Source organism: Dehalococcoidia bacterium (assembly GCA_030018455.1).
Lineage (GTDB): Bacteria > Chloroflexota > Dehalococcoidia > DSTF01 > JALHUB01 > JASEFU01.
This window is the reverse complement of sequence record JASEFU010000004.1, coordinates 93,904-113,076: the sequence shown is the minus strand read 5'-3', so window position 1 is coordinate 113,076 and position 19,173 is coordinate 93,904. Positions and strand designations below refer to the sequence as shown.

The window sequence follows — 19,173 nt, the reverse complement described above, 5'->3', positions numbered from 1 at the left end:
CGTCGCCGCCGGGTAGCGGTCTTTATTCAGAAGGAGGACGCCGACATGAAATCACACAGCCGGATACTGATCGTCCTGTTCGTTCTCATCGCGGCGTTTGCGTCGCAGCCCACGCTGGACTCGGTGGAGGCGGAAGACGGGTGGACCACGCTTGAGGTCGGAGGAGTGACCGCGCGCATCTACCGCGATGAGTGGGGCATCCCCCACATCTTCGCGTCCACCAACGCCGCCCTCTTCGAAGCGTACGGCTACACGGTGGCGCAGGACCGCCTCTGGCAGCTCGAGCTGCACCGGCGGGCAGCAACGGGAAAGCTCGCCGAGGTCTTCGGCCCGTCCTTCCTCGAAGCGGACGAGGAGGTTCGTCGCGACGGCTACACCGACGCCGAGCTCGACTATGTGCTCACTCAGGTCAGCGAAGAAGAACGTGTCATTTATACGGCCTACGTCAACGGCATCAACCGCTACATCAAGGAGGTCGTCCGCAAAGACCCCTCTAAGATGCCGTACGAGTTCCATTTCCTGGGCTTCTCGCCCGGCCTCTGGACGCTGCGCGACTCTGCCGCCTTTGGGGCCTTCATGGTGAGGCGGTTCGGCGAGATCGGCGGCGGCGAACTCAAGAACCAGGCGCTGCTGGACGAGCTCATCGCCAGGAACGGTGAAGCCGCAGGCTGGGCGATGTTCAACGACCTCCGCTGGACCAACGACCGCGATTCGCCGACCACCATTCCCGCGCCCGGCAGCCCGCAAATCGCCCCCGGCACAACGGCGTCAGCGCTGCCCGCCGGCCTGGAAGCGCAGCTTCGAGGCGTGGGCGCCGCCGTCGCGACGGACGGACTGGAGAGGGCGAAGGAGCTGTGGGCCTCGCTGGGCATCCCCACGAAGCTCGGCAGCTACGCCTGGGCCGTCCGGCCGAACAAGAGCGCCGAAGGCGCGGCGATGCTCTACGGCGGCCCTCAGATGGGGTTCGACACGCCCGCCGTCATCCACGAGGTGCAGCTCAAAGGCGGCAGCGGCTTTAACGTCACGGGCATGGCCTTCGCCGGCGTGCCGCCCGTCCTCATCGGCCGCAACGAGGACATCGCGTGGACCTCGACGACCGCCACCGGGGACAACGTGGACACGTACGTCGAGACGCTTTGCGGCCCGACATCTTACATGTTCAACGGCGTCTGCACGCCAATGGAAGCGCGGCAAGAAATCATCAAGATGAGGGTCAGCCTGCCCGGCGTCCCCCTCAAGACTACAGACGTGGCCTACGACGTCTACCGGACGGTGCACGGCCCCGTCATCGGCTTCGACCACGAGAAGGGCGTGGCGTTCAGCCAGAAGCGTGTCCACTGGATGCGCGAGTTCGAGAACACGCGTCCGTTCCTGATGTTCGGGCGCTCGCACACCCCGCAGCAGTTCGAGCAGGCGGCCAGACTAATCGTCACGGCGCACAACTTCATGTACGCTGACAACGAGGGCAACATCGCCTACTGGCAGACCGGCGAGGTGCCGTTGCGGCCCGCCGGCTACGACGCGCGCCTGCCCCTGCCCGGCACGGGGGAGGCCGAATGGCCCGGCGGCTTCCGCCCCATGCCCGTCTCGATCAACCCCCTTCAGGCCTGGCTCGCGAACTGGAACAACAAGCCCGCCGTCTGGTTCGACGACCCCGATGGTCAGCGCTTCGGCAAGCAGAACCGCGTGCTCGAAATCCAGGACAGGCTCGCGGGGCCGCAACTCATCTCGCTGGAGGACATGTTCGACATCCCGAAGGACATCGGGCGCGTGGAAACGATGGGGCGAGAGTCGCGCTTCCTGCTGCCGTACCTCATGCGCGCCCTCGATGCCGTGCCGTCGGCCCATCCGCTTGTCCCGCAGGCGCGGCAGGCGCTGGAACAGTGGGACGGCTCCGCCATCAGCGACGTTATCACCAGCAAGCAGTACCAGCTCGGACACGTGGTCTTCTGGGTGTGGCAGGACAAGATGAAACACGCCACCTTCGGTGACGAGATGGGTGGCGCGGTAAAATCTGTCGACGCCAACGTCTTGCTGCATGCCCTCGATGGCGGCGCGAGCGCGGTCCCGCCTCACTTCGACTACTTCAACGGCGCCGACCCCAATGTGCTGATGGTCCGCAGCCTCGAAGAAGCCCTCGATTCCATCGCGTACCTGTTCCAAACAAGCGACATGTCGCGCTGGTTCGTTCCGCGCGAAGAGACGGTATTCCGGCACCCGCTCGGCATCGAGTTCGGCCGCATCCCCCTGTCGAACCGGTCAACCTACGCGCAGGTCGTCGTCCTGAAGAAGCCGACGATCGAGGCCTACAACATCATCCCGCTCGGGCAGAGCTCGTTTGTTGCGCCCGACGGCACGTTGGGGCCGCACACCACCGACCAGCTCGATTTGTACCGCCTGTTCCAGTACAAGCCGATGCGTCTGTTCGTGAACCTTCGCCTCGAAGAATAACCCGCAGCGTCGCAGGCAAAGCGTGAAGGGGAGGGCGATAAGGCCCTCCCCTCGCTATTTAGGACGCGTGTAGCGCAGTCAATCAGCGGGCGGAGGCGGCGGTAGTAGAATGGAATTGAAGGACGGAGCGATGGGAGGAGAATAATGATGAACACGACACGACCGGCAGCGGCCGGCGAAACGTCAGGGAACCTGAAGCCCGATGAGGACATAGACGCTCTGATCGATCGTCTCCGTTCGGCAGACTACGCGACCCGGCTGGAGGCGCGCAGGCGGCTGACCGCTGCCGGGAGTGCGGCCGTGCCTGTGCTTATCGCCACGCTTCGGGAGCGCAACTGGCGCCTGCGCTGGGCGGCGGCCAAGGCCCTCTCCGAAATCCGCGACCCGCTGTCGGCGCCCGCCCTTGTCCACCGCCTGTGCGACCGCCGCTTCGGCGTCCGCTGGCTGGCCGGCACGGGGCTCATCGCGCTGGGCGAGCATGCCGTCGAGCCTGTGCTGCGCCAGTTGAGAAGACGTTCCTCCTCGACCTTTCTCAACGGCGCCGAGCGCGTACTGAAGGGAATAATAAGGCAAGGCGCCACTCCGGAGACTGAGGAGACGCTACGGCCCGTGATAGCGGCGCTGGAGGGCCTCGAGGCACATCTGACCTCCCCCATCGAGGCGAAGCGCGCGCTCGACCAGTTGGGCGAGCGGCGGAAGGGGCGTCAAGCCGCCTGAGCCCTGCAAACGGGCCGCCTCCGCCGGCAAACCACGCTCATGCACTCAACTGCCGTCGGAAGGTATGGCCTCCCTTGTCTCCGGGTCGAAGGCGTGCAGGTCTGATACGTCGAAGACGACCTGTATCTTGCGGCCGGCCCTCGCCTTCGTCCTCGGGTCGACGCGGGCCAGGAAGTTCTTCCCGTCGCTTATCAGGTGGAGGAACACCTCATTGCCCATCAGCTCGAGAACGTCTACCTCCGCCTCCACCGGCACCGGCTCGACGCCCGGGCGCGGGAATTCGGGGTCGTGTATGCTTTCCGGCCTGATGCCGACGATGAGCCGCTTGTCCACGAAAGGCGCAAGTGCGCGCGCTCTCGCGGGTGGCACCGGCATCTGGAAGGGGCCGGCATCGAGAAGCAGGTTATCAGGGCCGCGCTTCACAACAACGTGGAAGAAATTCATCGCCGGGCTGCCGATGAAGCCCGCGACGAACAGGTTCTTCGGGTGGTCGTACAGTTCCTGCGGCGCACCCACCTGCTGCAACACGCCGTCGTTGAGGACGGCGATGCGGGTCGCCATCGTCATCGCTTCCACCTGGTCGTGCGTCACGTAGACGAACGTCGTTTCCAGCCGCTCATGCAGCTTGCTGAGCTCGGCGCGCGTCTGCACACGCAGTTTGGCGTCGAGGTTCGAAAGCGGCTCGTCGAACAGGAATACCGCCGGATGCCGAACGATTGCCCGTCCCAGGGCCACCCGCTGCCGCTGCCCTCCCGAAAGCTGACGCGGCTTGCGCTTCAGCAGCTCCTCGATCCCCAGGATCTGCGCCGCTTCCCGCACCCGCCGGTCGATCTCGTCCTTGGGCACGTGGTGCAGCGAAAGACTGAACGCCATGTTGTCACGGACGGACATGTGCGGATAAAGGGCGTAAGACTGGAAGACCATCGCTATGTCGCGGTCTTTCGCCGCCACATCGTTTACCAGCCGGTCGCCGATGTAGACCTTGCCCTCCGTTATCTCGTCGAGCCCGGCAAGGAGCCGCAGCGTTGTCGATTTGCCGCAGCCGGAAGGCCCGACAAGCACCAGGAACTCCTTGTCCGGTATTTCGAGCACGAGGTCCTTGACAGCAACAACGTTCTCAAAGCGCTTGGTCACGTGATCGAAGGTTACGGATGCCATCGAAATGTCTCCCCAGGTGCGTCCAGATTCATTCTATCACCGCAGGCCCCAACCGGCTCTAGCCTTTCACCGCGCCGGCAAGAATGCCCTGCACGAAGTAACGTTGGAGCGCGAAGAAGATGACCAGCGGCAGGGCCATCGAAATGAACGCGGCCGCCGTCAGGAGCTGGTACTGCGAGCCAAACGAGCTCACGAGGTTCGTGATCGTGAGCGTCATGGGCGCGAGGTCTGCGCGTCCGAGAAGGATCAGCGCTACCAGCAGGTCGTTCCACACCCAGAGGAACTGGAAAATGGCCAGCGCCGCAATCGCAGGAACGGACAGAGGGATGATAATCCGGAAGAAGACGCCCACATCAGAGGCGCCGTCGAGGTAAGCGGACTCGATGAGATCGCGCGGCAGCGAGCCAAAGAAATTGCGTAACAGGAATATGGCGAACGGCAGCCCGTATGCCGTGTGCGCGACCCATATGCCGGGAAAACTGCTGACACCGAAGAGGTTGCCTCCAATCAGGGGCACCTGAGTGGTGATGGTTATATTCGTGTAGAGCCGCAGCACGGGGATGAGCGTCATCTGCAGCGGAACGACGAGAAGCGCCACCATCACCAGGAAAAGGATGTTCCTCCCCGGGAACCGCATCCAGGCGAACGCATAGGCGGCGAAAGCCGCCACCATGATTACAAGCACCGTCACCGGCGCCGAGATGATGAGACTGTTCGTAAACGCGCGCCCCATCCCCCGCTGTTCGAGCACGCGCTGGTAGTTCTGAAGCGTGAACTCGAAGGGCGACGTAACGGCATTCCACCACCCGTTCGCGGCAATAGCTATGGGGTCTCGGAAGGAGCTCACGAGCAGCGCTATGGTCGGGATACTCCATACCGCCATGAGCAGGACGATCGTGGCGTGCAGAGGGAGGCGGACGAATAAGCTGCGGACTTCGTGGCCCACCGCTCTGGGGATGCTTCTTGCTGCCCTGCGGTAGCCGGCCGGCATCTTCACTGCCTGCACTATCGTATCTCCTCCTGGAACTGGAACCGCCGGATGCTGATCAGCATGACGGGCACGACGAGCAACAAGAGGACGACGGCAAGGGCCGCTCCTACCCCGAAATTGCGCACCACGAAGGCCTCCTTGAAGAACAGCGTGGCCACCACATCGGTTTGAAAGCGACCGCCCGTCATCACCCAGATGAGGTCGAAGAGCTTGAGCGCGTTTATTACCAGGGTGGTGGCGACCACGGCGATGGTAGGCGAGAGGATGGGGACAATAACGCGCCAGAATATCTGCCACTCGTTCGCCCCATCGACGCGCGCAGCCTCCAGCACCTCCGTCGATATTCCCTTGAGCCCCGCCGACAGCACGACCATCGCGAAACCCGTCCACATCCATACGCCCACGGTAATGAGGGCGAAGTTGTTGAGCTGAATCGGCCCCGGCAGCGTTCGCGGCCCTTCCTGGATAAGCCAGTAATAGGGCGCGTTTGTGTTCTGCAGCCAGGCCGTCGCGTCTCCTCCCAGGCGCGTGATAAGGGCGTTCACGGTGCCGATGTTGGCGTTGAACTCATACATGAACCGCCATATCACGGCGGCGGCGACAAACGAAATCGCCATCGGGATAAATATCGCCGCCTTGGCGGCAGTCTCATAACGCACGCGGGACGTCAGCACAGCGATTACCAGGCCCAGGCTGACGGTAAGGGCCGTGAACAGCACCAGCCAGAGGAAGTTGTTTAGCAGCGCGGAATGCGTATCGGCGACGAACGGCAACGGGTTGCGAATAATGAAATCGTAATTGTCAAACCCAACGAAATCCTGGGAACGGGCGTCGAGGAGGCTCCGGCGAAAGGTGTCGATCGAGGGGTAAACAAGGTAGGTGCCCAGAAGCACGATTGCAGGAGCGAGCCACAGCCAGGGCGCCCACCAGCGTCGTCCGATCATCGTTCCATCCTTCCATGGAAGGGCAGCCTGTGTGCCAAGGCTGCCCTTCCGCGTTCGTTACTGTTCAGCTCCCTGCAAGCTGTTCTTTCTATTCCTACTGCCCCCGGCTCGCCTCAATGTTTTGCAGGATGCTGTCCAGGTCTGCCGGGTTGGCCAGGTACTGCGTCACACCCTGGAAGTAGGCCTGCTGGAAAGCGCCGCCAACCGCGTCATCAAGGTCGAAGCGGAACACTTCGGCGCCCGTGAGCTGCTCGGCCACGTTGCGCGACACCTCATCCGGGTATGCGCTGAGGTCAACTTCCGTGTTGACGGAAGTGAACCCGCCGCGCTCGATCCAGATGCTCTGGGCGTCCGCGCCAGCAAGGTACTCGAGGAAGGAACAGACGGTGGGGTTGGTGTTAAACGCGTAGACGATGTTCGCGCCACCAGTCACCGCTCCTCCCGGCCATGTGAAGAAATTGAAATCGCTTCCGGGCACGGCGTCCGGGAACTGGTCCTGAATGAAGCCGGCCGCAAAGCTGCCAAGGTACGTCATGGCGGCGCGCGGCGGCGTCTCGAACGGCGGGTACGTGGCGTCCTGGAAGTTTGTGGCGTTGATGCCTGCGCCGCCGCCTTGCACGACAAATCCCGGCGTCAGGGCGATCTCACCGAACATTTCCCAGGCCGACTTGACCCTGTCATCAGTGAACGGGATCGAGCCATCGATTATCCCGTCATATACACTCTCGCCCGACTCGTTGAGGATGATCTGCTGTATCCAGTCCGTCCCCGGCCAGCCGCTGGCCTCCGCGCTCTCCACACCGATCGACCAGGGAGCGACCGTGCCGCTATCCAGGATCTGGTTCGAAAGGCCCACGAGATCGCTGAAGCTGCTGTCCGCGCCCAGCGGCTCCCAACCGTTTTCGTCGAACAGAGTAGGGTTGTACCAGACCGTCGCCTTCGAGTCCGCTTTCATGAAAAAGCCGTAGAGCGTGCCGTCGACAGTTCCCAGGTCGAGGAACGCCTGCGGGTACTGGCTTCTGACCATCTCCTCAAGGCCCGGGCAACTCGAGAGCGGTTGCAGATCGCCCGCCCGGGCAAAGTCCTGGAACAGGCCGATTTCCGCGGGTATCGCGACATCGGGTGGGTTTCCGCCCTCCACGCGCAGCGTCAGGTCGGCGGTGATGTTGCGGGTGCCCGTGAACTCTACGTTGCCCCCGGTCTCCTGCTCCCAGGGCGCCACCATCGCCTCGAAGCTGGACAACTCTTCGCCGCCCCAGATGCCCAATACGTTGACCGTTCCCAGAGGCCCTCCCGCCCCCGGCGTGCCGGGTGTCTGTCCCGGAGGCGTCGGCGTCCCCTCTTCTTCCTCGCCGCCGCAAGCGACCGCGAGTGAGAGCGCGCCGACCAAAAGCACCGCCGGAATCAACCAGTGATACTTCGACCTAAACATGTTTCCTTCCTTTCACTACCCCTCCCGTTCTTGCGGCAAGCCGGAAACGAAGACTGCCCTCGCTGCCCACTCGCCGAGGCGTCCATGTGTGGGAGAGACCCTCCCTGGCTTCAACGTCTCTCCCGGCCACTTCTCCCGCGACGCCACCCGGAAACCCTTCCCGGGTTGGTCGCCGCTTCCAGTCCGAAAAGGTGACGCTCAGTTAATAGTGGACGAGCCGCGTGGAGCGCCTATGAATTCTGTCCAATGGAGCGTGAAGGAAACGTGAAAGTTGAAGAGAAAGGACGAGCAGCCGCCTATCGATTGTGTGACCGATTCGTGAACTGCCGCTCGCCGCGCCCGGCTCAGATGTCGGGGTGCGCAGCGGGGCGCTACGTCTTCGCAGCGACCTCGTCTTGCATGCGCGCGATTAGTTCAGTAAGCGACAGCGCCCCCAGCGTCTCGCCGCTGCGCAGCCGCACGTTCACTTCGCCCGAGCCGGCCTCGCGGTCGCCGACGACAAGCATGTACGGTATTTTCTGGAGCTGGGCGTCGCGGATTTTGGCGTTCATGCGCTCGTTGCGGTCGTCCACCTCCGCTCGCAGGCCCGCCGCTTCGAGCGCCGCCGCCACCTCCCGCGCGTACTCGACGTGCCGGTCGGCGATGGGAATGACGGCGGCCTGGACCGGCGCCAGCCACAGGGGGAACGAGCCCCCGTAGTGCTCAATAAGCACCCCCAGAAAGCGCTCCATCGAGCCGAGGAGAGCGTGGTGCACCATGTAGGGCCGGCGCTGACGGCCGTCGTCGCCGACGAACGTCAGGTCGAAGCGTTCCGGCAAGTTGAAATCGAACTGGACAGTCGTGCACTGCCACTCCCGGCCCAGCACGTCCCTGATCTTAATATCGATCTTGGGGCCGTAGAATACGCCGCCGCCCTCGTCTACCTCGTATGGCAGCTTCGCCGCATCGATGGCGCGACGCAGCGCTTCCTCGGCCATGTCCCAGTCCTCCAGCGTTCCCACGTACTTCTCGGGGCGCGTCGACAGGTAGACGCGGAAGTCCTGGAAGCCGAACGTGCGCAGGAGGAAGACGGCAAAGCTCACGCAGCGCAGGATCTCGGCCTCCATCTGATCGGGGCGACAGAAGATATGGGCGTCATCCTGAGTGAAGCCCCGGACGCGCAGTAGACCGTGCAGAACGCCGGAGCGCTCATAGCGATAGACCGTGCCAAGCTCGGCAAGGCGCATCGGCAGGTCGCGGTAACTGCGTATCTGGCTGCGGTAGATCTGTATGTGGAAGGGGCAGTTCATCGGCTTGATGTAGTAGTCCTGCCCGTCCACGTCCATGGGCGAATACATGCTCTCCTGGTAGAAGCCGAGGTGGCCGCTTGCCTCCCACAACGCCGCCTTGCCGATGTGAGGCGAATAGACGATCTCGTATCCCGCCCGATAGTGCTCGCGCCGCCAGAAGTCCTCTATTATCGTACGGATGCGTGCCCCCTTCGGGTGCCAGTAGACGAGGCCGGGGCCGTACTCCTCGTGGAAGCTGAACAGGTCGAGCTCGCGCCCCAGCCGGCGGTGGTCGCGCTGCGCCGCCTCTTCCACGCGCCGCAGGTAATCGTCGAGCTCCTCCTGCGTCTCGAACGCGGCGCCGTAGATGCGCTGGAGCATGGCGTTGCGCTCGTCGCCGCGCCAGTAAGCGCCCGCTATGCCCGTCAGCTTGAAGGCGCCGATCTCGCTCGTGCTCTTCACGTGAGGGCCGGCGCAAAGGTCGATGAAATCGCCATGCTTGTAGATGGTCACGCTCTCGCCCTCAATATCGTCGATCAGCTCCAGCTTGTACGGCTGCCCGGCGAAGATGCGCCGCGCCTCCTCCTTCGACACGCTCTCGCTCACGAACGGGCGGTCGGCGGCGATGCTCTCCCTCATCTTCTCCTCGATCGCCGTCAGATCGTCGGGCGTGAGGGCGCGCGGCAGATCGAAGTCGTAGTAAAAGCCGTTCTCGATGGGCGGCCCGATGGCGTACTTCGCTTCCGGGAAAAGCGAGAGGACCGCCTCCGCCATGACGTGCGACGCCGAGTGGCGCATCGTGACCACGCGTTCGTCTTTATCGCTCATCTCTGTCCCCCTGTCATTTCGGCCCAAACCGGCGAAAAGAAAAGCCCCCCGTCCGGGGACGGGAGGCGTGCCGTGGTTCCACCCCGATTCTCCCGACGACTCGTCGGGACTCGTTCGGCCGCTAACGGGTGCCTCCGGGGACGCCTACTCGCACCGCTTTCGACGTCCGGCTCGCAGGTGGTATTCGCGGCGTTTGGGCGGAGCGCTCGCACCGTTGCGCCCCTCTCTGGCGCCGTCCCGCCGCGACCGGCCGACGGGGCTCCCCGTCCGGCCCATCGCCCTGGTCTTCGCTTTTCTCTATGGTGGGCGATACTGGATTTGAACCAGTGACCTCTGCGATGTCAACGCAGCGCTCTAACCAACTGAGCTAATCGCCCGCGATGAGCATGATAGCAAATCGCCTATCGCCCGTCAACGCGACCCGCCGGTCTTCACGGCCCTCAGGCCCCGGAGCCGCCCACGCTCTCCTTGACAAGCGCCGCCTGCAAACTATGATAGGTGAGCAGGACGGTAGCATCGCACAGGAGGCGAGACGATGACAGTACACGGATACGTACTGGTGGACGCCGAGGTCGGCAAAGCGAAGTCGATAAGCGAGACTCTGGCCGGCTTCAAGCACCCGGACGCCAAAATCGTCGCGGTCGATACGGTGACTGGGCCGTACGACGTGATCATCCAGCTCGAAGCGGAAGACCTCGACCGGCTGGGCCGCTTCATCACTGAGGGCATCCAGCGCGTCGATGGCGTGCAGCGGACGACCACCTGCCTCGCCGTCCGCTACTAGCCGGCCGTCCGGAACAGCTCATAGGGCGGGCATCTTGCCTGCTCCCGAATGCGTTGCCTCCTCGGCGCTGTGGATTCACCATCCTTTGCTACCGGTCTCCTGTCCCTCTGAGATTCGCCTAAGTGTCCCACAACAACGATTCCTGTATCATTGAATGAGACCTCCTTAACGGAGCCCGCTTGATGATCAGCGTTGAAGAAGCGCTCGAACGTATCCTCGCCTCCGTGCGCGTCCTCGAGCCGGAGACGAAACCCCTGCTCGACGCCCTCGGCCAGGTGCTGGCGGAAGACGTCTTCTCCGACATCGACATCCCGCCGCTCGACAACAGCGCCATGGACGGCTACGCCGTCCGCGCCGCCGACACAGAGGGCGCCTCTCCTGACACGCCCGTCCGCCTGCGCGTCATCGGCGAGCTGGCCGCCGGCGGCCTGTTCGACGGCGAGGTCACGCCCGGCACCGCCGTGCGGATCATGACCGGCGCGCCCGTGCCCGCTGGGGCCGATGCCGTCGTCCCCTTCGAGGACACCGACGAGGCCGAGGGGCGCGCTTTCGGGGCGTTCGCCAAGTCGCTGGATTCGGTCGGCATACGCGCGGCTGTTAAGACAGAAGAAAATGTGCGAAGGGCGGGCGAGGATATTCGACGGGGCGCTCGCGTCCTGCCCAAAGGCACGCTTATCCGCGCCGCCGAGGCGGGCGTCCTGGCATCGCTGGGGCGCAGCGAGGTCAGCGTCATCCGCCGCCCCGTGGTTGCCGTGCTCGCCACCGGCGACGAGCTGGTGCCCCTGGGCGAGCCGCTCCTGCCCGGAAGAATACACGACAGCAACACCTACGCCCTCGCCGCCCTCGTCAGGGAGTGCGGCGGCATCCCCAGGGTGCTGGGCATCGCGCGGGACAACGTAGAGGACCTGACGGCGAAGATACGCAGCGGCCTTGACGCCGACATGTTGCTCACCTCGGCGGGCGTCTCCCGCGGCGATTACGACGTCGTGAAGGACGTCCTTGCCCGCGAGGGGGAGATCAACTTCTGGACGGTGCGCATGCGGCCCGGCAAGCCGCTCGCCTTCGGCGCGTTCGCTGCCGGCGACCGCCGCGTGCCCCATATCGGCTTTCCCGGCAACCCGGTCAGTTCGATGCTCTCGTTCGAGCTCTTCGCGCGGCCCGCCGTCTTCAAGATGATGGGCAGACAGGACTGGCAGCGGCCCACCATTCGCGCCGTGCTGGAAGACCGCATCACGAACAGAGACGGACGCCGCACCTTCGCCCGCGCGGTCGTCACGAAGAGAGAGGGCCGCTATTACGCTTCGCTCACCGGGCCGCAGGGCTCCGGCATACTGATGTCAATGGTCGTCGCCAACGGCCTCGTCGTCGTCCCCGAGGACGTGCGCGCGCTCGAGCCGGGCGACGAGGTCACGGTGATGATGCTGCACGGGTCGCACGAAGGCGACGTCTAGGAGGGAACGCCAATGGAGCCTGTCGTGTGCGTGGTCGCCCGCAACCGTGAGGACGCCCCTCCGGTCGTCGAAGCGCTGCTCAGGGAATTGACAGCAAAGGGACTGAAGCTGGCCACGATCGTCGAGGAAAAGCGGGACTTCGCGACGGAAGGGCTATCGGAGACGACGGCCCGCTATCAGACGGCGGGCTGCGACGCCGTGATCATGCGGGGGCCCCGGTCGGTCGCGTCGGTTCGGCGCCTGACGGATGAGCTGCCGCTTGACGCGCTCGTGTGGGAGATGCGCGATGAATACGACGTCATCCTGGCCGACGGCTTCCGGCACGCCAGCTACCCCAAGATCGAGATACGCAGGCCGGACGAAGAGCTTCTCTGCCACAAGAACGAGCTGCTTGCTGTCATCGGCGAGAGACCCGAGGAGATCGATATCCCATCGTTTGCTGCAAGCAACCTCGCGCCGCTTGCCGACCTGATCCGCCGACGCTTCATGACGTCCGAGGTCAGCGAAGACGCCGCACTGTTCATCGACGGCGTACGCCTACCCCTCCACCTGTTCGTGCGCAAGATGGTGGCGAGCACGATTCTGGGGATGGTGCGGGCGCTCAAGGGCGTCGAGGACCCAAAGAGCGTGGTCGTCGCGGTGAAGAGGCGACCGCCGGACGAGACCCAATACGGGGCGTCCACACGCTCCCATGTCCGTCCTGACTGAAGCGCGCAACAGATTGTAACGGAAGGACAACCCCGAAAGGAGAGAGCTGTGCCGTACCAGGACCTCATCTACGAGAAGAAGGATGGCGTTGCCATCTTGACGTTCAACCGCCCCGAGGCCATGAATGCGGGCACCGTTCAGAGTTACGCGGAAATGGGAGCGGCGGTCACAGAGGCGGCCGAGGACGAGGATGTGCGGGTTCTCATCGTCACCGGTGCAGGCAGAGCTTTTCACGCCGGTGACGATGTCAGGCAGATATTTCTGGGACAGGACCAGCAGGAGAGAGAGGCGCAATGGCGGATCCGGCGCGTCAAAGGCGTGATTACCTCGCCGCTGCCGCCGTTGCTCGCCTTTCCCAAGCCAACGGTCGCGGCGGTGAACGGCGCCGCCGTGGGCGAGGGCATGGAGATCGCTCTCTGCTGCGATATCCGTATCGCATCGGAGAACGCTCGCTTCGCCGAACTGTTTGTCCGGCGCGGCTTGGAGCCGGACTTCGCCGGGTTCTACCTCCTGTGGCGTATAGTGGGGCTCGGCCGCGCCTATGAGATCGCTCTCACCGGCGACTTCGTCGATGCTGCCCAGGCAGAGCGGATAGGGCTGGTAAACAAGGTCGTCGCGCCTGAGCGGTTGATGGACGAGGCGATGGCAATGGCGGAGAGGCTCAAGAAGGGGGCTCCCCTTTCGCAGATAGCCATCAAGCGCGGCATCGCGAAGAGCTTCTCAACTGAGTGGCGCACGATGGCGGAGTACCTCGATAGCATGGAGGCGCTTCTATATCAGACAGAAGACCACATCGAAGGGGCCCGTTCATTCGTTGAGCGCCGCGAGCCGCAATTCAAGGGACGCTAGAGCGCGGGCAGGGCAGTCCGCAAGAACCGGAGGCCTATAAGTCAGCGGGAGGACGTCCGCCCCCGAAGCGCGACACCGAAGACCGGCCGTCACCGTGTCTCCCCACGTCGGCGCGAAGAAGTCCTGCGCCACTTCGAAAGTCCGATAGCTGCCTGATTGATTCGGAGACCTTCTGCCCCGCGGGCCGAAGCCGACGGCAAGATCCCTAGTACGCCACGTCGAACGTCTGGTAGTTCCCTGATTCGTCCGACCACGACGCTTCGACCTCATCGACGCGCGCCATGTACGGCCCCCGGTGCAGATGGCGCAGCAGCTCTTCCAGCGCCGACGCCGGCCCCTCGGCGACGACCTCCACGCTCCGGCCGTCGTCTCCATTGCGCACGTAGCCGGCGAGCCCCAGTCCGCTCGCTCGCATCCAGACGAACTGCCGGAACCCGACCATCTGCACGAGCCCGCGCACGGTCGCCCGCAGCGTTCGCACTTGTTCTCTGTCCTGCTGCTCGCGCGTCATTCGCTTCCTGTTGCCGGCCCTGTCCTATCCGAGCACGGCGTCCAGCGCCTCCGCGACAAGCGACGCCGGCACGTCGCTGCGGAGCACCGGATGCCCAACGTCCGCCAGCAGCACCCAGCGGACGGACTCCCGCTCGACCTTCTTGTCCAGTTCCATCGCCCTGACGACACGTTCTGCTCGCAGGCCGGACGCCCTCACCGGCAGCCCGAAGCGCTCCAGCAGCGCCCGCTGCCGCTCGGCCAGCGCCGGCGGCGTCACGCCCAGCCTGCGCCCGATCTCGGCTGCAGCGACCATGCCCACCGAGACCGCCTCGCCGTGCAGCAGCGCCTCGTACTCCGACGCCGCCTCCAGCGCATGCCCGACGGTGTGGCCGTAGTTTAGGATCGTGCGCCGGCCCGTCGTCTCCCGCTCGTCCTCGCTCACGACCTGCGCCTTCAGCGCCATCGACCGCCGCACCACGTGGGCCGTCGCCTCCGGCTCGAGCGCCAGAAGACGTTCCCCCTGCCGCTCCAGCGCCTCGAGCAGCGCCGCGTCCATTATCAGCGCGTGCTTTATCACCTCCGCCCAGCCCGAGACGAGCTCCCGCCGCGGCAGCGTCGTCAGCAGCGACACGTCGGCGAAGACAAGGCGCGGCTGGTGGAACGCGCCGATGATGTTCTTCGCCTCACGGTGATTGACCGCCACTTTGCCGCCGATAGAGGCGTCGACCATCGCCAGGAGGCTCGTCGGCGCCTGCACCAGCGGCACCCCGCGCAGGTACGTGGCGGCCACGAAACCCGCCAGGTCGCCCACCATGCCGCCGCCGAACGCTACGATGGCGTCGCCCCGCTCCGCCCGCCGCGCCGCCAGCCAATCGTACAACATCGAAGCCGTGTCGAGCCCCTTGCTTGCCTCGCCGGCGGGCACGACGCACGAGTCGCACTTCAGCTTCGCTTCACGCAACGCCGTCTCCAGCGCCGCGCCGTGCAGTGCCCACACGTTGGAATCGCTGACCACGTGCGCTCTGCCGCCGAGGCCCGCCTCCTTCATCCGCTTGCCCAGGTCGGGCAGACTTCCCCACGCAGCGTATACGGGATAGCGAGCGGTCTCGGTGGCGACCCAGGCGGCGATCTCCGGCTGCGACGGTTCGCTCACTTCTCCTGCCGGGAGAACGAACCGGTCAGGGAGAAGCGAAGCGCCCGACAGCCGCTCCCACGCGCGCACGATCTCGTCGGCGACCGCTTCCGGCGACAACGTGTCGGTGTGGACGGTGTGGTCGGCCAGGGCATAAAGGGTCTGACGCAGCGCCTTGAGGTGCCGGATTCGCGCCAATGGATTCGCGCTCTTCAGCAGCGGCCGCTCTGAGCCTTCGACGCCTGCCTGCCGCATGCGGCGCAGCACCGTCTCCGGCCGCGCCTCCAGGCAAACGACGACGCCGCGCTCGCCCATCAGTCGCCGGTTAGCGTCGGCGAGGACTATGCCCCCGCCGGTCGCGACGACGACATCGCGCTCGCGGCAGACCTGCGCCAGCGCCTCGCTCTCGCGGCGCCGGAACCCGGACTCGCCCTCGTCAGCGAATATCTGCGCCACTGGCTTGCCCGCCGCCGCCTCGATCAGGTCGTCGAGGTCGAGCGCGCGCCAGCCCAGCGCCCGCGCGACGAGCGGCGCCACCAGCGACTTTCCCGTGAATGAGAAGCCGGTAAGGAGGATGCGGCGCGGCGTCTCAGTCATGGCCTCCCTGCCGAGGACCGACACTCCCGATGTAGGCGCGGTAGTTGCGCAGAGTCTCGTCCATGTGGTCGCCGCCGAACTTCTCGAGAACCGCGCCGGCGAGAACGATGGCGGCCATCGCCTCGGCGATGACGCCCGCCGCCGGCACAACGCACACGTCGGCGCGCTCGTAGTGGGCCTCGACCGGCTCGCCCGTGACCAGGTCGAGCGACTGCGGGGCTTTGGGCAGCGTCGATATCGGTTTCAGCGCCGCGCGAAGGACTATCGTCTCGCCGTTGCTTATGCCGCCTTCGATGCCGCCCGCCCGGTTGGTCGCGCGGCGCCAGGGCCGGCCCGCCCACTCTTCGACGGGGAGGAATAGATCGTGGGCCTGCGAGCCCGGCGTCTCCGCCACCCGGGAGCCCTCGCCCACTTCGACGCCCTTGACCGACGGGACGCTCATCAGCGCCTGCGCGAGCAGTCCATCGAGACGGCGGTCCCAGTGGACGTGGCTCCCCAGCCCGATGGGGACGCCGCTCGCGCGGACCTCCGTCACGCCGCCTAGGCTGTCGCCGTTCTCGCGCGCTTGGTCGATGGCGGCGGCCATGCGCTTTTCAGCGGCGGCGTCAGCGCAACGCAGCGGCGACGCCTCGACCTTCTGCCAGTCCGGATCGCTTTCGATCTTCGCCTGAATGCCGCCGATGGCGACCGTGTGGCTGTTAATCGATACCCCGATCTCTTCCAGCAGGCGGCGGGCGACAGCGCCCACAGCCACGCGCGCGGCTGTCTCGCGGGCGCTCGCGCGCTCCAACACCGAGCGGACGTCGTCGTGGCCGTACTTCATCGCCCCCGCGACGTCGGCGTGGCCGGGACGCAGACGCGTCACCTTCTCGACCGGCACGTCGGCGGGCTCGATGGACATCGTCTTGCGCCAGTTCTCCCAATCGCGGTTGCGGACTATCAGCGTGATGGGGCTGCCAAGGGTGAGGCCGTGGCGCACGCCGGAGAGGATTTCGGCGCGGTCCTCTTCGATCTGCTGGCGGGCGCCGCGACCGTAGCCGCCCTGGCGACGCCGCAGGTCGCGCGCTATGTATTCCTCCGAAAGCGCCAGCCCCGCCGGTACCCCTTCGACGATGGCGGACAGCGCCCTGCCGTGCGATTCACCGCCGGTGAGAAAACGGAAGGTTCCCATCACTCCGTCCTACCGTCCTCCCTTTGTCATTTCGCGCCTTCGGTCACACTCCCCGCCTGGCAACGCCCTGAATGCTCCGCGTTAGTGCCCTATCGAGGCGTCGGCGAGGTCGCCGTAACATGAGCGCCTGTCTTCCCACCCACCCGCCCGCTAGGCGTCCTGAAGAATCTGGGGGACACCCCCAGACCCCCGCCTGAGGGGGCATGCCCCCTCAGGACTCCCCCATCACCGTGCTTTCTGCGCAGGAAGACTGTTGGCGTGAAACCTCATAAATGGCCCTTCTCAGATACTGCAAGTGCGCGGCGGCCCTCGTCAAGCATCTCGCGCTCCGGCGCCTCGAGGCCCGTCCACAGCTTGAAGGAGGCCGCCGCCTGGTAGACCAGCATCGCCAGCCCGCCCGCCGCGCGCGCGCCTCGCGCCGCCGCCGCTTCCATCAAAGGGGTGGCGGCTGGATTGTACACCAGGTCGAACACCAGCGAGCCCGGCGGAATGAGCGACACATCGACCGGCACGTCGCGCTCGACGGGGCTGTGGCGCATGCCGAGCGGCGTGCAGTTGATCAGCAAGTCGCACGAGCGCACCGCTTTCGACAGGGCGTCACCGGCTGGTTCGACGGCGGTCGCCGCAACCAACGCTGAGAGCCGCGAAGCAAGCGCCTGCGCCCGGCCCGGGATCACGTCCGTCAGCACGATCTCACCCGCTCCCGCCTCCGCCAGCGCGACGCCGACGGCTCTCGCCGCTCCGCCAGCGCCCAGCAGCACCGCGCGCCGACCTCGGGGCTCGAACCCTGTCTCCTCCAGCGCCCGCCGGAAGCCTTCGACATCCGTATTATGACCTTCAAGCCGGCCGCCGCGATTAACGATCGTGTTTATCGCCTCCGTTTTCCGCGCCGTCTCCCCCAGCGAGTCGACAAACGGGACCACTGCCTCTTTGTAGGGTACCGTCACGTTCGCGCCCAGACAGCCGTCTGCCCGCAGCGAACGCACCCGCGCTTCGAGGGCATCGGGCGCCGTGTCCCACAGCTCGTAAGCGGCATCGAGACCGTGCCGCGCGAATGCCACCGCGTGGATCTGCGGCGACAGCGAGTGTGCGAGAGAAAGACCGATGAGTCCCACCGACTTCACAGCGATGACCCCTTACCGCACGTACTCTTCGACGTTGCGAAGATGCTCGTCGAGCGTCTCCGCGAACACGTGACTGCCGTCGTCCCGCGCGACGAAGAAGAGGTAGTTCGTGCGCGCCGGCCGCACGACGGCCCGGATCGAGTCCAGCCCCGGGCTGGCAATCGGCCCCGGCGGCAGGCCGACGTACTTGTAGGTATTGTAGGGCGACTCGACCTCGAGGTCGGCAAACGACAGCTCCTTCTTCCAGAAGCCGTAGCGCTGGACGTTCTCCTTGTCGGATGCGAGAGCGTACTGGACGGTGGGGTCGGCCTGGAGCGCCAGTCCCACCTTCAGACGGTTGAGGTAGACGCTCGCGATGAGCGGCCGCTCTTCCGGCTTCCTCGCTTCGCGCTCGACAATCGACGCCAGCGTTATCACTTCGTGCAGGTCGAGTTCGCTCGCCGCGATCTCCGCCACGATCTCCGGGACCACCTGCTTCTGGAACGCCTCCAGCATCTGTCCGATCACCTTTTCGGCAGTCGGGTTTCGGGAGAAGCCGTAAGTGGCGGGAAAGAGATAGCCTTCCAGCGTCGCGCCTTCCGGCCGTCCGGAGAGGAAGGCGAAGGCGTAGGCGTCATCCGCTGCGGCGAGGAAATCGGCGGCGGATACCACGCCCTTCTCTTCAAGAAGGGCCGCCACTTCTTCCAGGCGCAATCCCTCCGGCACCGTCACCACGTTGGGCGCCGTCACCCCCTGGTGGATGCGGTCGATCACCACCAGCACCGGCATGTTCGTGTCGAACTCGTACTCGCCGGCCTGCAACTCGTCCTCAATGTCCATAAAAGCGACGAGCACGCGGAAAAGACGCGCGCTGCTGATCACTCCCTCCTTCTCGAGCGCTTCCGCCATCTCCCTGGCGCCATCGCCCTCCTCGATGACGACGACCACCGGTTCCGACATCTGCGCCCTCGGCCCCAGGAACTCGCCGGCCGGCGCTCCGGGGACGGTGTTGGGAGCAACGGCCACGGCGAAGGCCAGCGCGCCCGTGGCGGCGATGGCGAGAAAGGCGACCGTGGCGGGCAGGAATCGCGACATGT

16 protein-coding genes and 1 tRNA gene are annotated in these 19,173 nt (G+C 65.3%); 6 read left to right on the top strand and 11 right to left on the bottom strand.

Translation table 11 applies throughout. The features are described from left to right. Positions 1 to 45 precede the first annotated feature (45 nt). Complete coding sequence (locus QME71_07230) at positions 46 to 2,451, top strand: penicillin acylase family protein (GenBank protein ID MDI6858085.1); 2,406 nt, start codon at positions 46 to 48, stop codon at positions 2,449 to 2,451. A 147-nt stretch (positions 2,452 to 2,598) separates the two neighbouring features. Further along, positions 2,599 to 3,168, top strand: coding sequence for a HEAT repeat domain-containing protein (locus QME71_07225; GenBank protein MDI6858084.1), 570 nt, complete (start codon positions 2,599 to 2,601; stop codon positions 3,166 to 3,168). A gap of 45 nt (positions 3,169 to 3,213) precedes the next feature. On the opposite strand, the gene ugpC is transcribed toward QME71_07225, so the two are convergent. The 6 genes from ugpC to QME71_07195 form a co-directional block, all read right to left on the bottom strand. Then, positions 3,214 to 4,326, bottom strand: a complete 1,113-nt coding sequence (gene ugpC / locus QME71_07220; protein MDI6858083.1) for a sn-glycerol-3-phosphate ABC transporter ATP-binding protein UgpC — start codon at positions 4,324 to 4,326, stop codon at positions 3,214 to 3,216. Between the two features lie 58 nt (positions 4,327 to 4,384). Then, entirely contained in the window at positions 4,385 to 5,332 is a 948-nt protein-coding gene (locus QME71_07215) for a carbohydrate ABC transporter permease (protein ID MDI6858082.1), read from the bottom strand. Beyond that, positions 5,332 to 6,261 carry a sugar ABC transporter permease gene (locus tag QME71_07210; protein ID MDI6858081.1) on the bottom strand — a complete coding sequence of 310 codons (930 nt, stop codon included), beginning with the start codon at positions 6,259 to 6,261 and terminating at the stop codon, positions 5,332 to 5,334. The genes QME71_07215 and QME71_07210 overlap by 1 nt, the downstream gene beginning before the upstream one ends. A gap of 94 nt (positions 6,262 to 6,355) precedes the next feature. Then, positions 6,356 to 7,693, bottom strand: a complete 1,338-nt coding sequence (locus QME71_07205; protein MDI6858080.1) for an ABC transporter substrate-binding protein — start codon at positions 7,691 to 7,693, stop codon at positions 6,356 to 6,358. 371 nt (positions 7,694 to 8,064) lie between these two features. Beyond that, complete coding sequence (gene thrS / locus QME71_07200) at positions 8,065 to 9,789, bottom strand: threonine--tRNA ligase (GenBank protein ID MDI6858079.1); 1,725 nt, start codon at positions 9,787 to 9,789, stop codon at positions 8,065 to 8,067. Positions 9,790 to 10,089: 300 nt separating this feature from the next. Then, positions 10,090 to 10,166 (bottom strand) — tRNA-Val (locus tag QME71_07195). A gap of 158 nt (positions 10,167 to 10,324) precedes the next feature. On the opposite strand from QME71_07195, the gene QME71_07190 reads away from it, so the two are divergent. The 4 genes from QME71_07190 (at position 10,325) to QME71_07175 (ending at position 13,581) form a co-directional block, all read left to right on the top strand. Further along, positions 10,325 to 10,573, top strand: coding sequence for an Lrp/AsnC ligand binding domain-containing protein (locus QME71_07190; GenBank protein ID MDI6858078.1), 249 nt, complete (start codon positions 10,325 to 10,327; stop codon positions 10,571 to 10,573). Between the two features lie 182 nt (positions 10,574 to 10,755). Further along, a complete protein-coding gene (locus QME71_07185) occupies positions 10,756 to 12,024 on the top strand; it encodes a molybdopterin molybdotransferase MoeA (protein ID MDI6858077.1) in 1,269 nt (422 codons plus the stop codon). Positions 12,025 to 12,036: 12 nt separating this feature from the next. Continuing rightward, complete coding sequence (locus QME71_07180; protein MDI6858076.1) at positions 12,037 to 12,732, top strand: molybdopterin-guanine dinucleotide biosynthesis protein MobB; 696 nt, start codon at positions 12,037 to 12,039, stop codon at positions 12,730 to 12,732. 48 nt (positions 12,733 to 12,780) lie between these two features. Further along, complete coding sequence (locus QME71_07175; GenBank protein MDI6858075.1) at positions 12,781 to 13,581, top strand: enoyl-CoA hydratase/isomerase family protein; 801 nt, start codon at positions 12,781 to 12,783, stop codon at positions 13,579 to 13,581. A 205-nt stretch (positions 13,582 to 13,786) separates the two neighbouring features. Here the strand turns inward: QME71_07175 and QME71_07170 are convergent, their stop codons facing one another. The 5 genes from QME71_07170 to mltG all read right to left on the bottom strand — a co-directional run bounded on the left by QME71_07170 (position 13,787) and on the right by mltG (position 19,171). Then, positions 13,787 to 14,062 carry an acylphosphatase gene (locus QME71_07170; GenBank protein ID MDI6858074.1) on the bottom strand — a complete coding sequence of 92 codons (276 nt, stop codon included), beginning with the start codon at positions 14,060 to 14,062 and terminating at the stop codon, positions 13,787 to 13,789. A gap of 54 nt (positions 14,063 to 14,116) precedes the next feature. Next, positions 14,117 to 15,802 (bottom strand): 3-dehydroquinate synthase, encoded by a 1,686-nt coding sequence (gene aroB / locus QME71_07165; protein ID MDI6858073.1) that lies wholly within the window; start codon positions 15,800 to 15,802, stop codon positions 14,117 to 14,119. Beyond that, positions 15,795 to 16,973 carry a chorismate synthase gene (gene aroC, locus QME71_07160; protein MDI6858072.1) on the bottom strand — a complete coding sequence of 393 codons (1,179 nt, stop codon included), beginning with the start codon at positions 16,971 to 16,973 and terminating at the stop codon, positions 15,795 to 15,797. The genes aroB and aroC overlap by 8 nt, the downstream gene beginning before the upstream one ends. Before the next feature lie 266 nt (positions 16,974 to 17,239). Continuing rightward, a complete protein-coding gene (locus QME71_07155) occupies positions 17,240 to 18,097 on the bottom strand; it encodes a shikimate dehydrogenase (protein ID MDI6858071.1) in 858 nt (285 codons plus the stop codon). A 12-nt stretch (positions 18,098 to 18,109) separates the two neighbouring features. Then, positions 18,110 to 19,171 carry an endolytic transglycosylase MltG gene (gene mltG / locus QME71_07150; GenBank protein ID MDI6858070.1) on the bottom strand — a complete coding sequence of 354 codons (1,062 nt, stop codon included), beginning with the start codon at positions 19,169 to 19,171 and terminating at the stop codon, positions 18,110 to 18,112. Positions 19,172 to 19,173: the final 2 nt, after the last annotated feature.